The organism is Porphyromonas gulae DSM 15663, from assembly GCF_000378065.1.
Lineage (GTDB): Bacteria > Bacteroidota > Bacteroidia > Bacteroidales > Porphyromonadaceae > Porphyromonas > Porphyromonas gulae.
This window is the reverse complement of record NZ_KB899182.1, coordinates 1-21,678: the sequence shown is the minus strand read 5'-3', so window position 1 is coordinate 21,678 and position 21,678 is coordinate 1. Positions and strand designations below refer to the sequence as shown.

The window sequence follows — 21,678 nt, the reverse complement described above, 5'->3', positions numbered from 1 at the left end:
AAAATTTTTACGCGCCAAAGCGAAAAAATTCTCGCGCCGTTTTCTCAGGATTTACAGACCGCAATCCGAGCATTTTCGGTTCGTAATTTATCGAAGTGACAGATTTTACCGCATTAAATCGGTTTATAGAGAGCTAATAGTTTGGTATTGAGTAGATAAGAATATATCTACTCTGATAAGGGGAACGGATAAGAAACGAGCGAGGTGCTTCCTGTTTCTTGATTTTGCAACTTTACAAAGATCCCCTACTTCTTACATACAAAGGTGCTGATTGTCTGATGAAAAACGACTGAAAGCTAAGAAAATTACAATGCCAATCAAATAAATACCTAAATTCTTCGATTATGAACCTCTTGATGTTGTACCTTTGCACCCAAAAAGTAACATTGTAGGCAATATGACAAAAGATACCTTCTTTCAACTCCTCACAGATGAAGTAAGGACATACAAAGACTTCCTAGAAACAGATAGCCAAGATTGGATTGTTAAGGGGTTTATAGACGTAGATAAGAACGTTTACACAATAACCAATGACACAAAAGTTGTTTCAAAAATTATAGAGATTCTACTTATCCCTAAACTAGACTCCTTTGCTCGTAGAAATGGTATGGAGCTAGAATTACCATCTAAACAAAATTTTTATCCTGACTTAACATTCAAGGATAGTGAAGAACATTTGTTTGCTGTTGATTTTAAGTCCAGCTATTATGATGGAGAAAATGTAAATGGACTTACATTAGGATCTTATTGGGGGTACTTTAGGGAACGTGATACTATAAAAAATATGGATCATCCTTACAATGCTTATAGCTCTCATTTAGTCCTTGGGATGCTTTACAAACAAAGCCAACTTGATGTGGATGAGTGTGCCGTTTATTCCGTGGATGATTTGCATGCAATTCACTCTGTAATCGAAAATTTTATATTTTTCGTTCAACCAAAATGGAAAGTTGCCAATGATATTCCTGGAAGTGGCAATACTCGAAATATAGGAGGCATTACCAATATTCAGAAACTCTTGGAGGGGAAGGGACCTTTTTCTGATTTAGGAGAAGATGTTTTCGATGACTATTGGAAAGGGTATTTCAATAAAGTAGATGCAAGAACAGCAGGTATAGGAACTCCCAATTATAAAAATCTAAAAACGTACAAAGAGTATTTGAAATCTCAACAACAAATTTTAGACAAACTATAATTTATGCCTGTAATTACACCTCCGATTAAGTCTCAAGGTATCAAAACCAAGCTGATCCCTTGGATACTTGAGTTAATTGAAAGCTCTGGACTAGATTTAGAGCATACAAATTGGATAGAACCTTTTCTGGGAACAGGGGTCGTTGGATTAAATATTCCTATTGGAGGAAAGAGGATTGTAGGAGATACAAATCCTCATATTATTAATTTTTACAATGCACTGAAAGAAGGAAGAATTACGCCTATTAATATGCGAGCTTATTTGGAATCTGAAGGTGTATTATTAGCAAATTCAAGAGAAGACGGGTGTGAGCATTATCGAAAGATTCGCAACCGCTTCAATGAAGAGCAATGCTCATTTGATTTTCTTTTCCTTTCTCGTGCTGGGTTTAATGGAATGATGCGTTTTAATAAAATGGGACATTGGAATATCCCATTTTGTAAGAAGCCTAATAGATTCTCTCCTGCTTATGTGACAAAAATATGTAATCAAATAGCAGCTGCGGAGAGAATTATAAAGGGGGGAGAATGGGAGTTTTGTCACCAAGATTTTGTAAAAACAATCCAAAGAGCTACCAAAGGTGATATAATTTATTGTGACCCTCCATATTTTGGGAGATACGTAGATTATTATAATGGTTGGACAGAAGAAGATGAGGAGCGACTCTTTCTTGCTCTTAAACAGACTCCAGCACATTTTATCCTATCAACATGGCATCATAACGAGTTTAGAAAGAATGAAATGATTGAACGTTTTTGGGGACAATTCAATGTAAAGACACAAGACCATTTTTATCATAGTGGAGCTCGTATTGAAAATCGTCGTTCTATTGTTGAAGCTCTGATCTATAATTTTGATATAGATGAGAGATAGGATCACTTGACTCTATACAAAATCCTCTAAAAAGCTCCGTTAGGTCTATATTCTAAACGAGGGCTATCGCATTTGGATTTATCAGAGATCCTTTGATGCCGTAGAAGAAGCACATAGAAAGAATATTCAAACTGACGTGTACTGAAAAAAGTTGACACTCGGAGGGGTAAAAAAGGAAAATGGGGAAGCGAATTTCATCTGTTTTCTCATGAGATTTGAGCAGAATTCAAGATAAAAGAATAGCCTCCTGTCGTTCGGACAAGGGGCTACTACGAAGATGTTCTGAGTTTTTACAAGATGTTTTCCAACTCCCAAGCGGAGATATGCTCTATTCCTTCATTTGTGGGGATTTTATACTCCTCCATGCTCACCACATATTTAGGGAAGTTGTCATCAATCATTTTTAGAGAGCGGTACTCTCGCTCTATGGTATCTTCAGCTGATAGTTGTAGTGCAACTTGTAGGTAGAGTTTGTTCCCTCCCTTTATAGCTACAAAATCTACTTCTGAGTCTTTGATCGTCCCTATATAAACTTGGTATCCTGCTCTCCTTAGACTTAGGTAAACGGCATTCTCGAGGAGGTAGCCCATACCGTAGCCAAATCCGGAGTAAAGGTAATTGTGGTAGCACAGGTCATTGAGGTAGTACTTGCAATTGCCAGAGATGGTGTCTTTCCCTTTGATATTATATCGCTCACCTCTATGAACGAGGAAAGAACTCTCAAGATATGATATGTATGAAGAGAGTGTCTCGTAGTTTGTCTTTCGATTTCTTGATTTGAAGAAATTGACGATGTTTGGGATGGATACAATGTTGGAGGCATTGTTTGCCAGATATACGAATAGGTCGTCCAAGAGTTTTATATCCTTAACCTTATACCTTGCCACAATATCCCGAAGCATCACCGTGTCTTTGATCGAGGAGACGTAGTTCTGCTTCATCTCATCATTCGGGAGGTTGAATAACTCAGGCAGGGCTCCCGATTGGAGAAATCGGATGTAGCTTGCCTTGCCTATCTCTTGCCGGGTGATACCGCAATACTCGGTGTAACTAAAAGGTAGTATTTCGAACTCCACATACCTCCCTGAGAGAAGAGTAGCAAGTTCGCCAGAAAGTAAGCTGGAATTGGAACCACTGATAAATAGCTCACATGGCTCAGCGAAATCTTGCGAGTGTGAGTTTACAAACCGCTCCCACTCTTCTATATATTGGATTTCATCAACGAATACATACACCTTGCCTTGGGGCTTTAACTCCTCCCTATACAGCTGGAACAATTCCTCAAGGTGCTCATAGGTTTGAACGGAAGACAGCTCCAAATACTCCTTATTGATATAGAGTATATTGTTGGGCGAAGTGCCATTGGAGATAAGTTGAGAGGCTATTTGACGAAGGATATAACTCTTGCCTGCACGGCGTTGTCCCACCAGCACTTTGATCAGTTTATTGCCAATATATTGTCCTATCTTATTAGTGTAAGACGTACGAGGGAAGCCCAAATCTATTGAGTTCTTATCCCAGAAGTTGTATTTCTTTATCGATAAAATCATATCAGATGTACTTGAATATTCTATACAAATATAGATAATTTCAACTGCAGCTGAAAATTTCCCATTGAATTGTAATTGATCAAACCTACTCATTGCACTGGCTTTGATGTCATCAGCTATGTCAATATATGGCTTCATCGCTTTATAGTCGCTATGACCACAGTCCACTTCATCACAACATTAGCTGGTATGCCCAAGGCAAGAGCATTGCAGATAAAAGTTCGTCTGCCAGCATGGGTACTAAGAAGAGCATATTTAGGGGTTACTTCATCGATTCTTTAGTAGGTTTCCCTAATTGGCTCATCAATCCCTGCCAGTTCTGCCAGCTCTTTTAAGTAGTCATTCATCCGTTGATTGCTGGTTTCTTTCTCCTTTTTCTTGATAGAACTTAATGCATAATTTTGTGCTCCGGAGTTGAGGCAAACTCAGCTCGATATAATGATTGTTCGGTTCTGATATATCCATTGAGAATGAGAAAGCTCGTCTATCTATTATTTGTTTTCCTCCTGCCATTCTCTGCTTGTCAAACCCAAAGAGGAGAAGGAAAGGGTAGAGAAGAGGCTATTGTCCTGAACGACAGTGCCGTAAGGATGGCATTGCTTGGGGATTCGATCGAAGTCGTGAGAGCTATTCGACTGCTGGACGAGGCTACGGCTATCGATCCCGATTACTACATCGCGTACCGGAATAAGGCCACTTTCTTGCGAAAGGTCGGACGGATAGAAGGTCTCTTTTCTGCTATGAAAGAGATGGAAAGGATCAAGCCCCCGGGATCCCTATACCAAAACGATGCTTGGAGCTTGCTATGAACGCTACTCGAAAGATATACGGCGAGCGATGCTCAAGTATGAAGAAGCGGATCGGCTATACAGGGTTATGTCCGATTCGATCACTCCCGAATCAAATACATATATTGCTTTAGTCACGAGTAGAGTAGGGAACTTGAAGCTTCTGGGGAGGCAGGCCGAAGCCGATAGCTTGTTGCAAGCTCTCTCCCAAGGCTATTCTGAGGATGAATCGATAGAAAATTTTGCCTTAGAGGAGGCAAAGATTTTGTTGGATAGACCACGTGAGGAATTGCTCGAAATGGTCTTCTCTTCCCCTGCTGTCGGTATTCCCTGATCAAGGAAAAGGCTTGCCCGATAGGAGCCGTCTGTCCCACTTGTCTATCGTAGAATAGTAGGGTGATGGACTTGTCCTTGTGGCCTGCTGTCGGTGATTCATGGCTTTTTTGGAACGACAATTCAAATGGCATAACTTTGTCCGGACAATAAAAACCACAAAAGCATGGATTTACATTTCGAAAATATCCGGCGGGAATACGACAAACGAAGCCTTTCCGCCAGCGACCTGACACCTACTCCTTTCGACCTTGTCACCAGATGGCTGCAAGATGCGGTCGAAGCCAAGACATATGAGCCTACAGCCGTTATCGTCGGGACAGCTACTCCTGACGGCCGTCCCAGTACGCGTACCGTTTTGCTGAAGGAGTTTATGAACAACGAATTTATCTTCTACAGCAACTATGAGAGTCGCAAGGGACTGCAAATGGCTGCCAATCCGCACGTCTGTCTCACATTCCTCTGGCATGAACTGGAGCGTCAGATACATGTGGAGGGGGATGTACGCATTTTGGAGCCGGAGCTTAGCGATGCTTACTTTGCCACACGCCCGTACAAAAGTCGGGTAGGGGCACGCATTTCACCACAGAGTCGTCCCATACCGGGACGTTCTTTCATCGTACAGGAGTTCATGAAAGAGTCGCTCAAATATGCCGGTCGCACTGTGCCACGTCCTGACACTTGGGGAGGCTTTGCCGTAAAACCGATACGAATAGAATTTTGGCAAGGGCGCGAAAGTCGCTTGCACGATCGTTTCCTGTACGAACTCCAGCCCGATGGTTCTTGGTCTGTTCACCGCTTAGCTCCATAATTCTTCGTCACTCAATACAAAAACTATCCCATTCGAATGAAACAAAAACTAACTCTTGCGATACTGTTTATGTCTTTCGTTTCTTTCTTTGGTTGTGCCTGCAAAAATGCAGCGCAGACAGATACCTCGGCGGACAAGTCGATCGTGAACAATGTCAATGCCGATCGCTTCCGCGAATTATTGGCTGATCCCGCCATACAATTGATCGACGTTCGTACTGCGGAAGAGTATGCCCAGGGTCATATTGCCAATGCCAAGCTATTGCCCGTCACGGACAGTAACTTCAAGGAGCAGGCCGATCAGGAGTTGGACAAGGCTCGTCCCGTAGCCATTTACTGCCGGAGCGGAGGACGAAGTGCCAAAGCTGCCGATATTCTTTTGCGTAGAGGCTATTTTGTTTACAACCTTCTCGGCGGATACAAAGGCTATCCGTACAAGTGATTAATCGTCTGAGAACCATGGGGAAGAGCGAGCCACGAAGCAATGCCCCATGGCTCATGTTTCTTTCCTTTTATAGTTTCTCTCCGCCAATGGATTGCCCTAAGTCCTCATATATCGTTCGAATAGCAGCCATCCTCTGCTTATTTGTCGGCAGGCCTTTGTCTGCGCAGAACTATGTGGATTATGTCGATCCGCTGATCGGTACGTTAAGCTCTTTCGAATTGAGCGCGGGCAATACCTATCCGGTCATCGGTATGCCGTGGGGGATGAATAGCTGGACTCCGATGACCGGTATACCCGGTGACGGCTGGCAATATACCTATTCGGCACACAAGATTCGCGGATTCAAACAGACTCACCAACCCAGTCCGTGGATCAACGACTACGGCCAATTCTCTCTCCTTCCTCTTACAGCACCGTCGAGGCCGTCTTCAAGTGACTCCGTGGCTCTGACTAAGTGGTGCAAGCAACTCTTTTCGGACGAACAGGCTTCGTGGTTCTCGCACAAAGCGGAGACGGCGACACCATACTATTATAGTGTCTATTTGGCCGATTACGACACACGTGTGGAGATGGCTCCGACCGAGCGGGCAGCTATCTTTCGCATACGTTATTCCGGCAATGCCGCGAGCAGCTCCGGTCGATGGCTCCGTCTCGATGCCTTTAGCGATGGTTCGGAGATTAGCGTCGTAGATCCGTACACCGTAGTGGGCATATCTCGCAAGAATAGTGGAGGTGTGCCGGCTAACTTCGCCTGTTATTTCATCTTGCAGTCCGATACTCCTATGGTCGATGTCCTGCTTCAGACAGATGCCGGCAAGACAGGCGAGGGTGCAAGGGCGTGGGCAGCCTGCTGCTTCGATTCGCAAGAGGTTACCGTTCGGGTGGCATCTTCTTTTATCAGTGCCGAGCAGGCCGAAAGAAATCTTGCAGAAGTCAAAGGGCGGAGTTTCGACCGGATCAAACTCGCCGGTCGCGAAGCTTGGAATAAGGTACTCGGACGCATACACGTAGAGGGAGGAACGGAGGACGAGCGTACTACATTCTATTCCGCCCTCTATCGCTGTCTGCTTTTTCCCCGTCGCTTCTATGAGGAGGATGCTTCCGGCAATCCTCGGCATTACAGCCCCTACAATGGAGAGGTGCTTTCCGGTTATCTTTATACCGATACCGGATTTTGGGACACATTTCGTGCCCTTTTCCCCCTGCTCAATCTACTGTATCCCGATGAAAACATTAAAATTCAGGAAGGTCTGCTGAATGCATATCGCGAGAGCGGTTTCTTCCCCGAATGGGCCAGTCCGGGCCATCGGGATTGTATGATAGGCAACAACTCTGCTTCTGTCCTCGCCGATGCCTACCTCAAGGGCGTTCGGGTAGGAGATACCCGTACGCTGATGAACGGACTCTTGCATGCTACGAAAGCCGTCCATCCGAAAATCTCCTCCACGGGTCGTAGCGGTTGGGAGTGGTACAACTCCTTAGGCTATGTTCCGGCTGATGCAGGCATCAACGAAAGTGCTGCCCGTACGCTCGAATATGCTTATAACGATTGGTGCATCTTCCGACTTGGGCGCACATTGGGTTTGGATAGAGCTACGTTGGACACATTGGCTCATCGTTCGATGAACTATCGTCATCTGTTCGATCCGGAGACCAAACTCATGCGTGGCAGGAATCGGGATGGCAGTTTCCGAACGCCTTTTTCCCCTTTCAAATGGGGAGATGTATTCACGGAGGGCAATGCCTGGCACTACACTTGGTCGGTCTTTCATGATGTGCAGGGGCTTATCGACCTGATGGGAGGCGATCGCCTGTTCGTGTCTATGCTCGATTCCGTATTCAATACCCCTCCTATGTTCGATGAGAGCTATTACGGATTTGTCATCCACGAAATCAGAGAGATGCAGATAACGGATATGGGCAATTATGCTCATGGCAATCAGCCCATACAGCATATGATATATCTGTACAATCATGCCGGCTATCCGTGGAAAGCGCAGGAGAGACTACGCGAAGTGATAGGGCGGCTCTATCGTCCTACTCCGGACGGGTATTGTGGCGATGAGGACAACGGACAGACTTCGGCTTGGTACGTTTTCTCGGCTCTTGGATTCTATCCTGTCACTCCAGCAACGGATCAGTATGTGCTCGGCTCTCCGATTTTTTCTAAGGTAATACTCTCTTTTCCCGACGGACACAAAACGGTGTTGCATGCTCCCGCCAACAGTGCCGATACACCTTACGTTCGGTCGATCAGCGTAGATGGAAAAGAATGGACCCGCAATTACCTGACTCACGAACAGCTTCGCTCTTCTGCATCCATTCAGTGGACGATGGATGCAAAGCCCGATTATAGCCGCGGTACGAAAGAAAGCGACAGACCTTATTCCTTCTCTATAGAGCAACAGACCCACGTTAATCACAGTAATTAATCATACATTTCCCCTCTTCGGACTATGAATACGAACAAAGCATTTACGCCTCGATCTGTACTGATGAGCCTGCTTGGCTTCTTGATTCTTACACTAAGCTCTGCCGGATGTAAAGACGATGTCCAGACGGACATATTCAAGGATCCGGTGGACTATGTGAATCCTTATATGGGCAATATCAGCCATCTGCTCGTTCCCACTTTCCCCACTGTACATTTGCCCAATAGCATGTTGCGCATGTGTCCGGCGCGGGCCGACTATACTTCTCAGTTGATGGACGGACTGCCCTTGCTGCTGACCTCCCATCGTGGAGCAAATGCGTTCCGCCTCAGTCCGTTGAATCAACTGCCGGATTCCATCCCCACAGTTGCGAGCTATATCTATGACAATGAATCGGTACATCCCTACCGCTATTCTGTTTTGCTCGATGAGGAGGATGTAGAGGTGGATTTTGCTCCTTCTTTTCGCAGTGCCATTTACCGCTTGCGCTTCAATGCCGACAGTAGCCGGCATTACCTCGTCGTTCACTCTGAGAAAGGAGAATTGACTGCCGAAGGCAATGTCATATCCGGCTATCGGTATCTTCAGGACAGTACGCGGGTATTCCTCTACATGGAGACGGAGCAGCAGCCTGCGGCCTACGCTCGCCGTTCGGAAAAGGGCGAGTACATCTGGAATAAGGGGACGGCAACGGGTAAAACTCTCGTACTGAACTACGATCCGGTCGGATCGGATCTTTTCCTTCGCTATGGTATTTCTTACATCAGTGTGGCTCAAGCCAAAAAGAATCTTCGTCAGGAAATACAGGCGTACAATGTGGAAGTGGTCTCTAAAATGGGACGGAACGAGTGGAATAAAACTTTGGGAAAAGTTCGGATCGAAGGAGGTACGATTCCTCAGCGACAGGTATTCTATACCAGCCTTTATCGTACCTACGAACGGATGATCAATATCTCGGAGGATGGTCATTTCTACAGTGCCGAAGATCATGCTGTGCATCCGGACAGGGGCATTCCTTTCTATACGGACGATTGGGTGTGGGACACCTATCGGGCTGTACATCCGCTGCGTATTCTTTTGGAGCCGGAGATGGAATCCCACATGGTGAATTCCTACATTCGTATGGCCTTGCTGAGCCCCGAGAAATGGTTGCCTACCTTCCCCGAAGTCACGGGTGACAGTCATCGTATGAATGGCAATCATGCTATAGCCGTGCTTGCCGATGCCTATGCCAAAGGTCTTACGGGATTCAACTTGAATGAGGCGTATACGGTAGCCAAAAAAGTGATGGCTGAGAAGACGTATGCACCTTGGCGGCGTATGCCCAAAGGCGCACTCGATCATTTTTTCGATGAGAAAGGTTACTACCCTGCATTGCCGCAGGGCCAAAAGGAAACCGACCCTACCATACACTCTTGGGAGAAGCGACAGGCAGTAGCCGTTACGCTTGCTATTGCTTACGATTATTGGTGCCTTAGCCGATTGGCACAATTTTCAGGCCACGAGCACGAAGCGCGTGAGTTTCTGCGTAGGAGCTACGACTACCGGCATCTTTACAATTCGGAGACGGGATTCTTTCATCCCAAAGATGAGAAGGGACGCTTCATACAGCCCTTCGATTACGAATTTGATGGAGGTCCCGGCGCACGTGATTATTACGATGAGAACAATGCATACACTTATCGCTGGGATGTGCAGCACAATTTTCATGATTTGATTGCCCTGATGGACGGACCGGAGCAGTTCGTTCGCTTCTTGGACGAGACTTTCCGCACTCCGATGAGCACGTGGAAGTTCAACTTTTATTCTAAGCTACCCGACCAGACAGGCAATGTAGGTCAGTTCTCCATGGCCAATGAGCCGAGCCTGCATATACCCTATTTATATGTCTATGCCGGTCAGCCATGGCGAACGCAGAAGTTGATCCATGAGCTTGTAAACGAATGGTTCCGAAACGACCTGATGGGAGTCCCCGGAGATGAAGATGGAGGAGGACTGAGTGCTTTCGCCGTCTTTTCGATGATGGGGTTCTATCCCGTCACGCCGGGTTTACCGGTCTATGTGATTGGTAGTCCTTTCTTCAGTAAGATAACGATCGATCTCGGTGGGGGCAACCACCTTACAGTCATAGCCAACGGTGCCGGAGCTGAAAACAAGTACATCCAAAAGGCCGTGCTCAACGGGAAAACTTTGGATAAAGCCTGGTTCCAGCACAGCGATATAGCCCAAGGTGGCACGCTGGAGCTGAAGATGGGACCGCGCCCCAACAAACTATGGGGAGTCGATACGCCTCCCCCTTCTGCCGATCCCTATCCGGGCGACTGATCTGTTTCTATAACCCTAAAGCTTGCTTCCGCCTTCGCGAAGGATGGTGTAGGGCGAAGTGGTACAGTCGACTACGGTGGTCTGCTCGAACGGGATGATTCCTCCGTCGAGTACCATTTCTACCGTAAGGCCATAGCGTTCTTCGATCAGCTCGGGATCCGAAGCGTATTCGGGCGTTTCAGGATCGAGGGGTAGCGAACCGGTCAGCAAAGGACTGCCGAGCGATTCGGCCAGCAGACGGGTCAGCGGATGAAGAGCCAGACGGATGCCTACTTGCTTCCGATTCTTGAATACCTTGGGCAGCGAACTTCCGACCGGTAGGACGAAGGTATATTTCTGCATATGATTGTCCTTCATATAGCGGAATGCCTCGTTGTCTATACGGCAGTATTCGGCTGCCATGCTCATATCCGAACACATGATCGAGAGGCTTTTGCGTCGAGGATCCACGCCTTTCAGCTCGCATATCCGCTCCACGCTCCGATTCTGGAGAGCATCGCATCCGTAGGCATATCCTACTTCGGTGGGGTAGATAATCACTTTGCCATCGCGAAGAGCCGATACGGCACGCTCCAATTCTCGTCTGTTGGGGTTGTCGGGGTAAATCTTGATGATCATATTATTTCAGTGTATATCGAAATAGGGTGAAAGTCTTATACTGTCTTCTTTTGTGAAGGTCGGTAGCTTCAGTAGTTGTACCCAGCTACCCTGCCATTGGCTGCTACGCAGCAGCCGTTTGATCTCGGCCCGTTGCTTATAGTTGATGTATGGATGCCGAAGGATACTATCCCCTACGACTCCTTTTAGATCGATACGATCCGGCTTGATTCCTATTTTGAACCACGGTCTTAGAGCACAAAACCGTTCATAGTCCATACCGTAAACTTCCTGTAGCTGTAGCACGGTATAGTAGCCACCAAGCTGTCGGCGGTATGATACGATGCGCCGAGCGAATGTAGGCCCTATCCCGGGTATGCGTGTGAGTGTGGCCGAGTCGGCTGCATTCAGGTCGATCACTGTACCACGGGGAAATTTGTCGGCCGATCGGGCATAGGCTTCTCTCGCAGGAGGACCCACATAGTCCGCATCGGTCACGATACTGTCCCGGACTTTCTTGGGGGATCGCTTTGAAGGGGAATAAGATCTGACGTAATCCTTCTTTTCCTCTTTTTCCATCGGCTGATCGGCCTGCGTTTGAACAGCTTCGGATAAGGGTGCGCTGCCACTGGCCGGCCTTGCTTTGAAGATGAATAGCCCGATGATGACCATCATCAGGAGTAGAGCGCTGATAATGCTTTCCGATTTGCCGAAGTGGAAGAAATCTTTCATCTACGTGTCGGGAGCTTGTCTTGTGGTTGGTTTATTCGGAGAAGAGCAGCCCATCGCGCATGTGGAGGATGCGGTCGGTGCCGGCTGCCAATTTCTCATCGTGGGTGACTATCAGGAAGGTCTGTCCCATCTCTCGGCACAGACGGAAGAAGAGAGCATGCAGCTCTTCCTTGTGCGTTGAGTCCAGACTGCCGCTCGGTTCGTCGGCAAGGATGATGGCCGGATGGTTTACCAAAGCACGTGCCACGGCTACTCGCTGCTTCTCACCGCCGGAGAGTTCCGAAGGCTTGTGCGAGGCTCTGCCGCTGAGGTTCAGCTCGGAAAGCAGTCGTTCGGCTTCTTGCGAAGCCTCTTTTCGGCTCTTTCCGGCTATCAGAGCCGGTATCATCACGTTTTCCAGAGCTGTAAATTCGGGTAGCAACCGATGAAATTGGAAGATGAATCCCAGCCGTCTATTCCGAAATTCGGCTTGCTTCCGATTGTTCATACCCATTATATCGGTGCCGTCGATGCACAATTCTCCACTGTCTGCCCGATCGAGCGTACCCAGGATTTGCAGCAGCGTAGTCTTTCCGGCACCGCTTGTGCCGACGATGGAGACTATCTCTCCGCGATCGATGGCAATGTCTACCCCTTTCAGTACTTCCAGTGAGCCGAAACTCTTGCGAATGTTGCGAGCTTCTATAATCATTGTTCGGTCAGTTTTTCTATTACATAAGCGGCTATCCTGCAACCGAAAATAGCCGGCATATAGGATATGGTACCGGCTGTGGAGCGTTTGCAGCGTTCTCCTTCGATCTCCATCACAGAACTTTCGTCCGGCAATTCGCTGCTGAATACGACAGGTACCCCACGTGATATTCCCAGCTTGCGGAGCCGCTTGCGGACGGCACGCGCCAATGTGCAGTTGTACGATCGGGCTATGTCCGCCACCTCGATAAGCGATGCATCGCGTTTGGCTCCTGCTCCCATCGAACTGATCACCGGCAGGCCTCGTCGCTTGCTTAGGACGATGAGGAATACTTTCGGACTGAGCGAATCTATGGCATCGACCACAAAGTCGTATTTGGCGGCGTCCAGCAGCTCCTCCATGGCCTCATCTTTTAGAAAGGCGGCGACAGGATAGACCTTTACCCGTGGATTGATATCCAGCAGACGATCGGCCAATACCTCTACTTTAGGCCGGCCGACGGTGCTGTGCAGGGCTATGATCTGCCTGTTGATATTGGACGGATTCACTACATCAGCATCTACTAAAGTCAGTTTGCCCACTCCTGCTCGGCAGAGCATCTCTGCTGCATAGCCACCTACTCCGCCGGTGCCGACGATCAGTATATGCGAGTGCCGCAGCCTGTCGGCTGCTTCCGTGCCTATGAGCAGCTCCGTCCTCTCATCCCAACTGTCGCCCATGAGGGGATTTTCCGTCTCTTCGGTCATTTGATCCCCCTTTCATCGAGTGCTTTGCGGTAGATAGCCGCATTGCGTTGGTGTTCGGCATAGGTGTGGGCAAAACGGTGCCGGCCGGAGAAGTCCTCCTTGGCACACATATACAGGTAGCCGTGCCGATCTGCTCGGAGCACGCTGTCCATGGTCGAGGTATGCGGTAGCCGGATCGGGCCCGGTGGCAGTCCTTTGTTTTTATAAGTGTTGTACGGAGAGTCCGTCTGCAAATGGACATGCAGGATTCGGCGGATGGAAAAGTCTCCCATCGCGAACTTCACCGTCGGATCGGCCTGCAGGAGCATTCCCTCACGTAAGCGACGGATATAGAGACCGGCTATCTGTGGGTATTCATCAGCTTTGCCCGACTCTTCCTCCACGATGGATGCGATAACGGATACTTGGATCGGCGTCAGCCCCAATGAGTCGGCCAGACTCCGCCGCTCAGCTGTCCAATAGCGATCGTAGTATCTCTTCAGCCTCAGCACCAACTCTTTCGGCCTGATGTCCCAATCCACTTCGTATGTTTCAGGCAGAAAAAGACTGCGGATGGAGTGTGGATCGAATCCCAGCGAATCGCAGAAAGCGGAATCGGCCAACAGGGAAGAAAGCTCTTCCGGCTTCATCATCAGTTTGCCCGTCATCCTTCCGATGAGATCCTCCTGTGTGCGGACGTGGCGGAGGTGAAAGCGTACGGCCGACTGTTTCCCGTGCGTCAAAGTCTCCAATATCTGCTTGGTATTCATTCGCGGAGCTATCCCATAGCGGCCCGGGCGGAGCTTCTCTCCTAATTTATAATAGCGAGCTGCCAGATGGAAAAACGAAGGCCTTCGCAGTCGGGTATTCTGCTGGAGCTGTCGCTCTACATCGGTCAGTGTCGTAGTCGGTCGGACGTATATATAGGTGTTTTCCCTGGCATTGCCGGCAGGAGACAGCAGCAGGTAAGCTCCCAGCGAGACAAGGGCAATCAGTATGAGCAGCAGTGCCGTGACCCAAAGGATGAAAGCTCTTCTGCGCGTGCGACTCCTTCTTTTTCTGTGGGAGGCGCATCTGCCGGAGGTCGTTTTCTTGCGTTTTTTCTGAACCATGCCCAAAGATAAAGCATTTATCCTGCTCCGGAGTTTCGTCAAAATCGTTACGGCTCTCCGTAAATCTCAAAGCGTGTATCGCTCCATATAGGTGTAAAAGCATGCAAGGCATACCCTTTCTTTGAGCAACTTAGTTGCCCTCTCTAAAATTACGTGCCAAAAAAGTTTTCAACAACGAAGCTGAGTTTAGAATCATTCCAAATAAGCATCTGAAAAGAAGTGGATTTTGAAGTCGGAAAAATCATAAATCGACCTTTGTGAAGTAAAAAACCTCTATTCAAAAGATCGAATGCTGATCTATATATAAAACGTTTTCGATTTATATATAAATCATTTTCCATTTATATATAAAACGATTTCAATAAATATATAAATTGTAAATGATTTGTATATAAATAGCAGCCTTCTAAAACCTTTTCGTAAGGTAATAAAACGACGGCACCCACCCGATTTCTTCTTGAATCGGGCGGGTGTCGTATATGTTTTGGAGACTTACAGCAGAGCTACATCTCACTATTCATCATAGGCGTATCAGCTCTTCATCCGAATACTGCGATGAAAGACGCTTATATCAGCCCCCATGAATCGTCTCAATGGATTGTTACTAAAAGAGAAATCCGTATGCATATCTATTGCCATATAACTGTTATTCAAGCGATTATATCTGGTGTGTAAGCCCTCTCCGATATACTCTTGTATACACTTCTGCGAGTAGCCTATCGCTCTGCAAATGTAGCAAAAAAGCCCAACCCCGATGCCCCGAAATCTCTGCTGTTTATCCCATCTGTCGCACTTGACAGCAGAAAAAGCGTGTCCTTAGTGGCTGCTTTCAAAAGCTTATCATAAATTTTTCCAAGATTTCCGCTTAATATATAGAATGTCAATTCCTTAATTCCCCTAATATGTGTTTATTTCGCTTGCTATAACTTCATATCTTTGTAGGCAAAATCGCTATACAGAAATCCGAAGAGAGAAAAGATATACAGCAATTCTATCAAAGAGGAGTTTTAGCAAAGCGAGGTGCTACAGGTACAGTTCAACAAACGGTTGAGCATGGATTTTAGTCTCGCCTATATTTATGCTTGCAATCGTAGGCACGCAAGCTTCTCTACTTTTTTCAGTGTGGCAGATTTGATTGATGCAAACTCAGGGGATTTAGTGAAATAAAGGCAGTATGAGTACTAAGTTTTTCAATAACAATCATGGTAATACACTCTTCGAAAAATTTAAGGGTATTGCAGAGGGTATGCCAAATCTCCATTCTTTTTTAGCTGTAGTAGGCTATTTCCGTTCTTCGGGATACTTTAAGCTACGAAAAGAATTGGGCGATATTTCTGAGATTAAGATTCTGGTAGGAATCAATATCGATGATATTTTTCGCAAGCACAACAAGGCTTTGTTGATGTTGGCCGATGAAGAAAAAGCCAAAGAGATTTACCACAGTGGATTTAAGGAAGATATCGTCAATGCTTTGTACTCACCCGAAGTGGAAGAAGGCATTTTGCAGATGTGTGAAGACCTCGTCTCCGGACGTTTGCAAATGCGTATCCATGCTACGAAGAACCTGCATGCGAAGTTCTATCTATGTTTGCCGGAAAACCACAGTGAGCATAGTGACGGTTGGGTGATTATGGGATCTTCCAACATATCCGACTCCGGATTGGGAATCAAGCAGCCACCCCAATATGAGCTTAATGTGGCAATGAAAGACTTCGATGAGGTCAAATATTGCTCCGATGAATTTTGGGCTTTGTGGAGCGAAGCGATTCCGCTGACAGCAGAAGACATTGGCGGTTATACAACGGAAACATACTTGGGCTATCAGCCCACACCCTATGAACTATATATCAAGGTACTGATTGACACCTTTGGTGATCAAATAGAAGACGATTTTTCTATTCAGTTGCCTGATGGTGTTAAGGATTTGAAGTATCAGAAAGATGCTGTTATCCAAGGCTATCAAATGCTGATGCAGCATAATGGTTTGTTCCTTGCCGATGTGGTGGGTTTGGGAAAGACAATGATAGCCACAATGATAGCCAAACGCTTTGTGGAGGAAAATGGCAGAAATACGAATATCCTTGTAGTCTATCCTCCGGCTCTCGAAGATAACTGGAAGAATACACTGAAGCTGTTCGGCATCTACAAGAAAGCACAATTCATTACCAATGGCAGCCTCTCAAAGATCCTTGAAGGACGCGACCAATATAAGGATAAGGAGGAGTTCGACTTGATTATTGTAGACGAAGCGCATGGCTTCCGTAGCGATAGCTCCGGCAAGTATGACGAATTGCAGAAGATATGTAAGTCGCCATGTGCCAATCTGGGTTTCCTCAAGAGTTTACAGAAGAAAGTGATGCTTCTTTCAGCAACTCCATTGAACAATCGCCCGGATGATTTGCTGAATCAGTTGCTGTTGTTCCAAAACAGTCAAGGCTGCACTATTGATGGTATTCCCAATCTCAAAGGCTTTTTTACCCCACTCATCTATGAGTACAAGAAGTTGATGCGTGAACGTGCTCAGCGTGATGTCACTTCCGAGGTTGATAAAATATATGAGCAGATTCGTGGTAAAGTAATCGATAAGATTACTGTCCGCCGTACCCGAAACAATATTCTCAACGATCCCGACTATAAGGCGGATATTAAATCGCAGGGTATTATATTCCCCAATATCTTACCCCCAAATGAGCTGGAGTATGAAATGGATGTTGATACAAGAGGGCGTTTCTACGAGACTCTCAAACAACTCACAGATGGTCGTTCTGAAAACAATCCCCGGGGCAAAGGACTTGACTATGCTCGTTATCGTGCCGTTGAGTTTTTGAAACTCGAATACCGTAGCAAATACAAAAATGCGGTGCACATCGGTCAAACATTAGCAGGTATCTATCGTGTGCACATGGTTAAGCGATTGGAGAGCAGCTTCTATGCTTTCAAAAGATCACTTCGCACTCTTCTCCGTATCACTAATGATATGATTAAGATGTTTGAGGAGAACAAGGTTATCATTGCCCCCGATTTGAAAGTGAAAGACCTCCAAGCAAAAAATATGGAGCTTGACCAGATTATCGAGTATGCAGTTGCAAAAGGATATGTTCGAGAGGATATTCTTTTTACCGCCGACTGCTTCGATCCCATATTTCTAAATATGCTCCATCACGACAGGGAGATATTGCAACGCCTCAATTCCGACTGGGAACAGGAGCAAGACGACCCCAAATTTGACAAGTTCCGTGAAAATCTTACTCATAAATTCTTTGACAAAGCAATAAATCCATCAGGTAAACTGGTGCTTTTCTCCGAGAGCGTAGACACTTTGAGTTATCTCTATGAAAGACTGACAAAAGAAATTGGCCGTACTGACGTCCTTATGGTAACAGCAGCTAACCGTAACCGTTTGATGCCAACCATCAAAGAAAACTTCGACGCCAATTTCGAGAACGAATCAACGAAGTACAATATTATTATAACCTCAGATGTGCTTGCCGAAGGGGTAAACCTGCATCGTTCCAATGTAATTGTCAATTACGATTCGCCATGGAATGCCACCCGCTTGATGCAGCGTATAGGTCGTGTAAACCGTATCGGATCAGTTGCTCCCAGCATTTACAACTATATGTTCTACCCCTCGCAGCAGGGAGATAAGGAAATTCAGTTGTATAAGAATGCACTTGTTAAGCTGCAAGGTTTCCACTCTGCATTTGGTGAGGATGCACAAATCTACTCCAAAGAGGAAATCGTGAAGGTGTTCAAAATGTTCGACAACAATGTCAAGGATAGTATCGACAAGAAGATCGCTCTTCTTCGGGAGGTAAGAGACGTCTATAATAGTGATCGTAAGCTTTATCACAAAATCAAAGCATTGCCAATGAAAAGCCGTGTAATGCGTGAAAAAGATAAGCATAGAGGCAAGTCCGTAATCTTTGTTTCTTCGAATGTGAAAATGGAGTTCTACTTGGCTACGTCCAAGGGAGTAGAGGCGATTGATTTCTTGGATGCTGTAAAATATCTCAAGGCAAAACCGGAAGAATTGCCTATACCATTCACCAACGAGATAGAGCACTACAAGCACGTCAATTGTGCATTGGATCAATACACTACGGAATATGTAGAGGCTGCTGATACCTCATCTATTAATCGTGTAGATCTTGATAAGACTTCGCTTGAAGCCAATAAATTCCTACGTACCATCAAGCAGATTACGACTGATACCCAATTGAAGTTGCAATGCGATACTCTCATCAGATATATCAATGAGGGGATCTATTCCCAATTACCTCGTTATCTGAAATCTTTGTCTCGAGAGTACAAAAATGATCGCCTCAAAATGAAGCAGGAAGAGTATAAACTGCAAATGGAAATCGACAAGTTGATCGTGGGGTATCAGACAATGAACAAGGAACAACGCCACAATGCTCAAGATCTTTCCAATCCACAAATCATCATATCTGAATACTTCAAATAAGAATTATTATGGCAAACGCATATACCCCCGATGCTCTAAGAATCCTGTTTCAATCGTCATTCAACTTGGAACAATGGTATTCGTTCCTGCAAGGTTTCTTCCACGTAAGTGAATTGAAAGAAAAGCCCGAAAGGATCATCGGTGATTCAGCTGATGAGGGTTATTACCTGGGAAGCATCGATACCACTGATAGTTATCGTATAGGCTTGTTTCATTACAAAATCAAGAAAGGTTCTGTTGTCAACAAGCGTGTAGGGCTTCGCAATCTTGTCAAGTCCTTTATCAATCCAACTTGGGGGGAATTTGATGCCGCTCTTGTCGTTTTCGATGATGGCAACCACTGGCGTTTGTCATTTATCAGTGATCTCAAAGGAGACAGTACTGCTCCCAAACGATATACCTTCGTTTTTGGTGAAGCTGCGAATTGCTATAATACGGCTGTTAGTCGCTTTGTTAAGCTTCAAGGGGCAGGAGTTAGTTTCAGCACAATCAAGGAAGCCTTCTCTGTAGAAGCTCTGACCAAGGAGTTCTATAACGAACTTTTTGCTTGGTATCAATGGGCCGTAAGTGCGGATGCCGGTATCTATTTCCCAAATGACACCAATACTGATGCTGATGATTTCGAGGACATCGATAAGAAAATTATTCGCTTACTCACGCGCTTGATATTTGTTTGGTTCATCAAGCAGAAAGGGCTTGTATCCGATCGCTTGTTTGACGAAAACTATCTAAAGAGTATTCTCCAAGATTTTGTGCCCGAAAGCATGGAGCAGGGAAGTTATTACAATGCTATTTTGCAAAATCTTTTCTTTGCCACGCTCAATCGTGCTATCGAAGATGAGGGCGGAAAGCGTGGCTTTGCTAAGCTCAAAAATAAACCTGATGTAAAGTCCCTTTACAGATATGCTGAGCTGTTCGCAGTCAATGAAGATAGCGTTATAGACCTCTTTGCCGATATTCCATTTTTGAATGGAGGATTGTTCGAATGCCTTGACAAGACGAAGACTATAGACGGTGTGGAGAAAGCCTTTAATTATGATGGGTTCTCGCGCAATGACAAGAAATGGGCGAATGGCCGATATCGGCATCGTGCCTTCATCCCCAACAACCTCTTCTTCCACACCCAAAATGGACTCCTCAATATCCTCAAACGATACAACTTCACTATAGAGGAGAATACTCCCACAGAACAACAGGTAGCACTTGACCCTGAATTGTTAGGGAAAGTATTTGAGAATTTGCTTGGTGCATACAATCCCGAAACCAAAGAAACTGCGCGCAATCAGTCTGGATCCTTCTATACACCGCGAGAGATTGTAAATTATATGGTAGACGAAAGCCTTACAGCCTACCTTACCAACCAGAGCTCTATCTCTAAGGAAGATGTTGCCCTATTACTCTCCGACAGTTTCACTTATGATCACAACAAAGTCAATCTCTACAGGGTCATAGCAACCCACTTGCGGAATATCAAAATCTTCGATCCCGCATGCGGATCGGGTGCATTCCCTATGGGGCTGCTCAATCGCATGGTGGATATTTTACAAAAGATTGATCAGAATCAAAGCAATTATGAACTTAAATTATCCATTATCGAAAACTGTATCTATGGTTCAGATATTCAGAATATTGCTACACAAATTTGCAAATTGAGATTTTTCATTTCGCTCATTTGTGATTGCGAGAAAGATGCGAGTAAACCCAACTTTGGTATACCTACTTTACCAAACCTTGAAACTAAGTTCGTCACGGCTAACTCTTTGATTGCTCTAAAAAAGAACGGCAACGAGATTAATGATCTTTTCATCGATGATGTATACAATCCTATCAACATCAAGAAAAACGAGCTCCACGATGTGCGACATGAGCATTTCCGTGCAAAAACGACAAAAGATAAAATAAAGCTTCGCGAGAAGGATGCGCAGTTGCGTGCCGAATTGTTGGCCTTACTCGCTGAAGACGATACGTTTGCAGCCGAAGATGCTAAACAAATGGCAGCTTGGAACCCTTACGACCAAAATGCAGTCAGTCCATTTTTAGACCCCGAGTGGATGTTTGGAGATACCGAAAACTTCGATATTGTTATCGGCAATCCGCCTTATATTCAGCTACAGAATAATGGAGGAGAACTGGCTAAACTATACGACAAAAAAGGTTATATAACATTTGCTCGGACAGGAGACGTTTATTGTTTATTCTACGAAAGAGGTTATCAGCTCCTTAAAGAGCGAGGACATCTGTGTTTTATTACATCCAACAAATGGATGAGGGCAGGCTATGGGCAAAAGATAAGAGAGTTCTTTGCCGAAAGAACCAATCCAATGTTACTCGTTGATTTTGCCGGTGTAAAAATTTTTGAGAGTGCGACAGTTGATACTAATATATTGTTGTTTGCTAAATCTCAAAATCAGCATCATACAATCTGTGCTGTTACAAATAAGCAAAATAAAGACAGCGTAAAGAAATTGAGCCTTTTTGTTCAGCAACAGCACACCATCTGCGAGTTTTCGTCCTCTGAGAGCTGGGTCATCCTATCACCTATTGAGCAGAGTATCAAACGTAAAATAGAAGCAGCGGGTACACCATTGAAGGATTGGGATAT

17 protein-coding genes and 1 pseudogene are annotated in these 21,678 nt (G+C 45.7%); 11 read left to right on the top strand and 7 right to left on the bottom strand.

Annotation, left to right across the window (positions count from 1 at the left end; all coding sequences use genetic code 11):
* The 3 genes from F452_RS13490 to F452_RS0109695 all read left to right on the top strand — a co-directional run.
* Positions 1-151, top strand: a 151-nt coding sequence (locus F452_RS13490; protein ID WP_155259048.1) for a DUF1661 domain-containing protein, incomplete at its 5' end; no start/stop codon positions are given.
* Between the two features lie 246 nt (positions 152-397).
* The gene (locus tag F452_RS0109700; RefSeq protein ID WP_018966008.1) at positions 398-1,195 is read left to right on the top strand and encodes a type II restriction endonuclease; all 798 of its coding nucleotides are present in this window, start codon (positions 398-400) and stop codon (positions 1,193-1,195) included.
* 3 nt (positions 1,196-1,198) lie between these two features.
* A complete protein-coding gene (locus F452_RS0109695) occupies positions 1,199-2,068 on the top strand; it encodes a DNA adenine methylase (protein ID WP_018966007.1) in 870 nt (289 codons plus the stop codon).
* A gap of 290 nt (positions 2,069-2,358) precedes the next feature.
* Here the strand turns inward: F452_RS0109695 and F452_RS0109690 are convergent, their stop codons facing one another.
* Together F452_RS0109690 and F452_RS12200 are read right to left on the bottom strand one after the other, a co-directional pair.
* On the bottom strand, positions 2,359-3,618 hold the full coding sequence (locus F452_RS0109690; protein WP_026292365.1) for an ATP-binding protein: 1,260 nt from the start codon (positions 3,616-3,618) through the stop codon (positions 2,359-2,361).
* Positions 3,619-3,690: 72 nt separating this feature from the next.
* Positions 3,691-3,977, bottom strand: a pseudogene (locus F452_RS12200) (site-specific integrase); the annotation flags it as partial.
* A 111-nt stretch (positions 3,978-4,088) separates the two neighbouring features.
* Between F452_RS12200 and F452_RS0109685 the strand changes: the two are divergent.
* The 6 genes from F452_RS0109685 to F452_RS0109660 all read left to right on the top strand — a co-directional run bounded on the left by F452_RS0109685 (position 4,089) and on the right by F452_RS0109660 (position 10,751).
* The gene (locus tag F452_RS0109685; protein ID WP_018966005.1) at positions 4,089-4,427 is read left to right on the top strand and encodes a hypothetical protein; all 339 of its coding nucleotides are present in this window, start codon (positions 4,089-4,091) and stop codon (positions 4,425-4,427) included.
* Complete coding sequence (locus tag F452_RS12195; RefSeq protein WP_018966004.1) at positions 4,408-4,740, top strand: hypothetical protein; 333 nt, start codon at positions 4,408-4,410, stop codon at positions 4,738-4,740. Before F452_RS0109685 ends, F452_RS12195 begins: the two co-directional genes overlap by 20 nt.
* A gap of 165 nt (positions 4,741-4,905) precedes the next feature.
* Positions 4,906-5,550, top strand: a complete 645-nt coding sequence (gene pdxH, locus F452_RS0109675; RefSeq protein ID WP_018966003.1) for a pyridoxamine 5'-phosphate oxidase — start codon at positions 4,906-4,908, stop codon at positions 5,548-5,550.
* A gap of 36 nt (positions 5,551-5,586) precedes the next feature.
* Positions 5,587-5,991: a rhodanese-like domain-containing protein gene (locus tag F452_RS0109670; protein WP_033317196.1), complete on the top strand. Its 405-nt coding sequence runs from the start codon at positions 5,587-5,589 to the stop codon at positions 5,989-5,991.
* An 89-nt stretch (positions 5,992-6,080) separates the two neighbouring features.
* Positions 6,081-8,426 (top strand): GH92 family glycosyl hydrolase, encoded by a 2,346-nt coding sequence (locus tag F452_RS0109665; RefSeq protein ID WP_018966001.1) that lies wholly within the window; start codon positions 6,081-6,083, stop codon positions 8,424-8,426.
* Between the two features lie 24 nt (positions 8,427-8,450).
* Positions 8,451-10,751, top strand: coding sequence for a GH92 family glycosyl hydrolase (locus F452_RS0109660; protein WP_018966000.1), 2,301 nt, complete (start codon positions 8,451-8,453; stop codon positions 10,749-10,751).
* 15 nt (positions 10,752-10,766) lie between these two features.
* On the opposite strand, the gene F452_RS0109655 is transcribed toward F452_RS0109660, so the two are convergent.
* Genes F452_RS0109655 through mltG form a run of 5 tightly spaced genes read right to left on the bottom strand, consistent with a single transcriptional unit; the run spans position 10,767 to position 14,608 of the window.
* Positions 10,767-11,369, bottom strand: a complete 603-nt coding sequence (locus F452_RS0109655; RefSeq protein ID WP_018965999.1) for an L-threonylcarbamoyladenylate synthase — start codon at positions 11,367-11,369, stop codon at positions 10,767-10,769.
* Between the two features lie 6 nt (positions 11,370-11,375).
* Complete coding sequence (locus F452_RS0109650) at positions 11,376-12,080, bottom strand: ComEA family DNA-binding protein (RefSeq protein ID WP_018965998.1); 705 nt, start codon at positions 12,078-12,080, stop codon at positions 11,376-11,378.
* Between the two features lie 31 nt (positions 12,081-12,111).
* On the bottom strand, positions 12,112-12,771 hold the full coding sequence (locus F452_RS0109645) for an ABC transporter ATP-binding protein (protein WP_018965997.1): 660 nt from the start codon (positions 12,769-12,771) through the stop codon (positions 12,112-12,114).
* Complete coding sequence (locus F452_RS0109640) at positions 12,768-13,517, bottom strand: tRNA threonylcarbamoyladenosine dehydratase (RefSeq protein WP_018965996.1); 750 nt, start codon at positions 13,515-13,517, stop codon at positions 12,768-12,770. Before F452_RS0109640 ends, F452_RS0109645 begins: the two co-directional genes overlap by 4 nt.
* Positions 13,514-14,608, bottom strand: a complete 1,095-nt coding sequence (gene mltG / locus F452_RS0109635; RefSeq protein ID WP_018965995.1) for an endolytic transglycosylase MltG — start codon at positions 14,606-14,608, stop codon at positions 13,514-13,516. The genes F452_RS0109640 and mltG overlap by 4 nt, the downstream gene beginning before the upstream one ends.
* A gap of 1,174 nt (positions 14,609-15,782) precedes the next feature.
* Between mltG and F452_RS0109625 the strand changes: the two genes are divergently transcribed.
* Entirely contained in the window at positions 15,783-19,076 is a 3,294-nt protein-coding gene (locus F452_RS0109625) for a helicase-related protein (RefSeq protein ID WP_018965993.1), read from the top strand.
* 8 nt (positions 19,077-19,084) lie between these two features.
* Positions 19,085-21,678, top strand: a 2,594-nt coding sequence (locus F452_RS10965; RefSeq protein WP_018965992.1) for an Eco57I restriction-modification methylase domain-containing protein, incomplete at its 3' end; no start/stop codon positions are given.

Bases quoted from the DNA above. Each gene is read 5' to 3' on its own strand.
- F452_RS0109700 (WP_018966008.1), top strand. From the start codon at position 398: ATGACAAAAGATACCTTCTTTCAACTCCTCACAGATGAAGTAAGGACA.
- F452_RS0109695 (WP_018966007.1), top strand. From the start codon at position 1,199: ATGCCTGTAATTACACCTCCGATTAAGTCTCAAGGTATCAAAACCAAG.
- F452_RS0109690 (WP_026292365.1), bottom strand. From the start codon at position 3,618: ATGATTTTATCGATAAAGAAATACAACTTCTGGGATAAGAACTCAATA.
- F452_RS0109685 (WP_018966005.1), top strand. From the start codon at position 4,089: ATGAGAAAGCTCGTCTATCTATTATTTGTTTTCCTCCTGCCATTCTCT.
- F452_RS12195 (WP_018966004.1), top strand. From the start codon at position 4,408: ATGCTTGGAGCTTGCTATGAACGCTACTCGAAAGATATACGGCGAGCG.
- pdxH (WP_018966003.1), top strand. From the start codon at position 4,906: ATGGATTTACATTTCGAAAATATCCGGCGGGAATACGACAAACGAAGC.
- F452_RS0109670 (WP_033317196.1), top strand. From the start codon at position 5,587: ATGAAACAAAAACTAACTCTTGCGATACTGTTTATGTCTTTCGTTTCT.
- F452_RS0109665 (WP_018966001.1), top strand. From the start codon at position 6,081: ATGGATTGCCCTAAGTCCTCATATATCGTTCGAATAGCAGCCATCCTC.
- F452_RS0109660 (WP_018966000.1), top strand. From the start codon at position 8,451: ATGAATACGAACAAAGCATTTACGCCTCGATCTGTACTGATGAGCCTG.
- F452_RS0109655 (WP_018965999.1), bottom strand. From the start codon at position 11,369: ATGATCATCAAGATTTACCCCGACAACCCCAACAGACGAGAATTGGAG.
- F452_RS0109650 (WP_018965998.1), bottom strand. From the start codon at position 12,080: ATGAAAGATTTCTTCCACTTCGGCAAATCGGAAAGCATTATCAGCGCT.
- F452_RS0109645 (WP_018965997.1), bottom strand. From the start codon at position 12,771: ATGATTATAGAAGCTCGCAACATTCGCAAGAGTTTCGGCTCACTGGAA.
- F452_RS0109640 (WP_018965996.1), bottom strand. From the start codon at position 13,517: ATGACCGAAGAGACGGAAAATCCCCTCATGGGCGACAGTTGGGATGAG.
- mltG (WP_018965995.1), bottom strand. From the start codon at position 14,608: ATGGTTCAGAAAAAACGCAAGAAAACGACCTCCGGCAGATGCGCCTCC.
- F452_RS0109625 (WP_018965993.1), top strand. From the start codon at position 15,783: ATGAGTACTAAGTTTTTCAATAACAATCATGGTAATACACTCTTCGAA.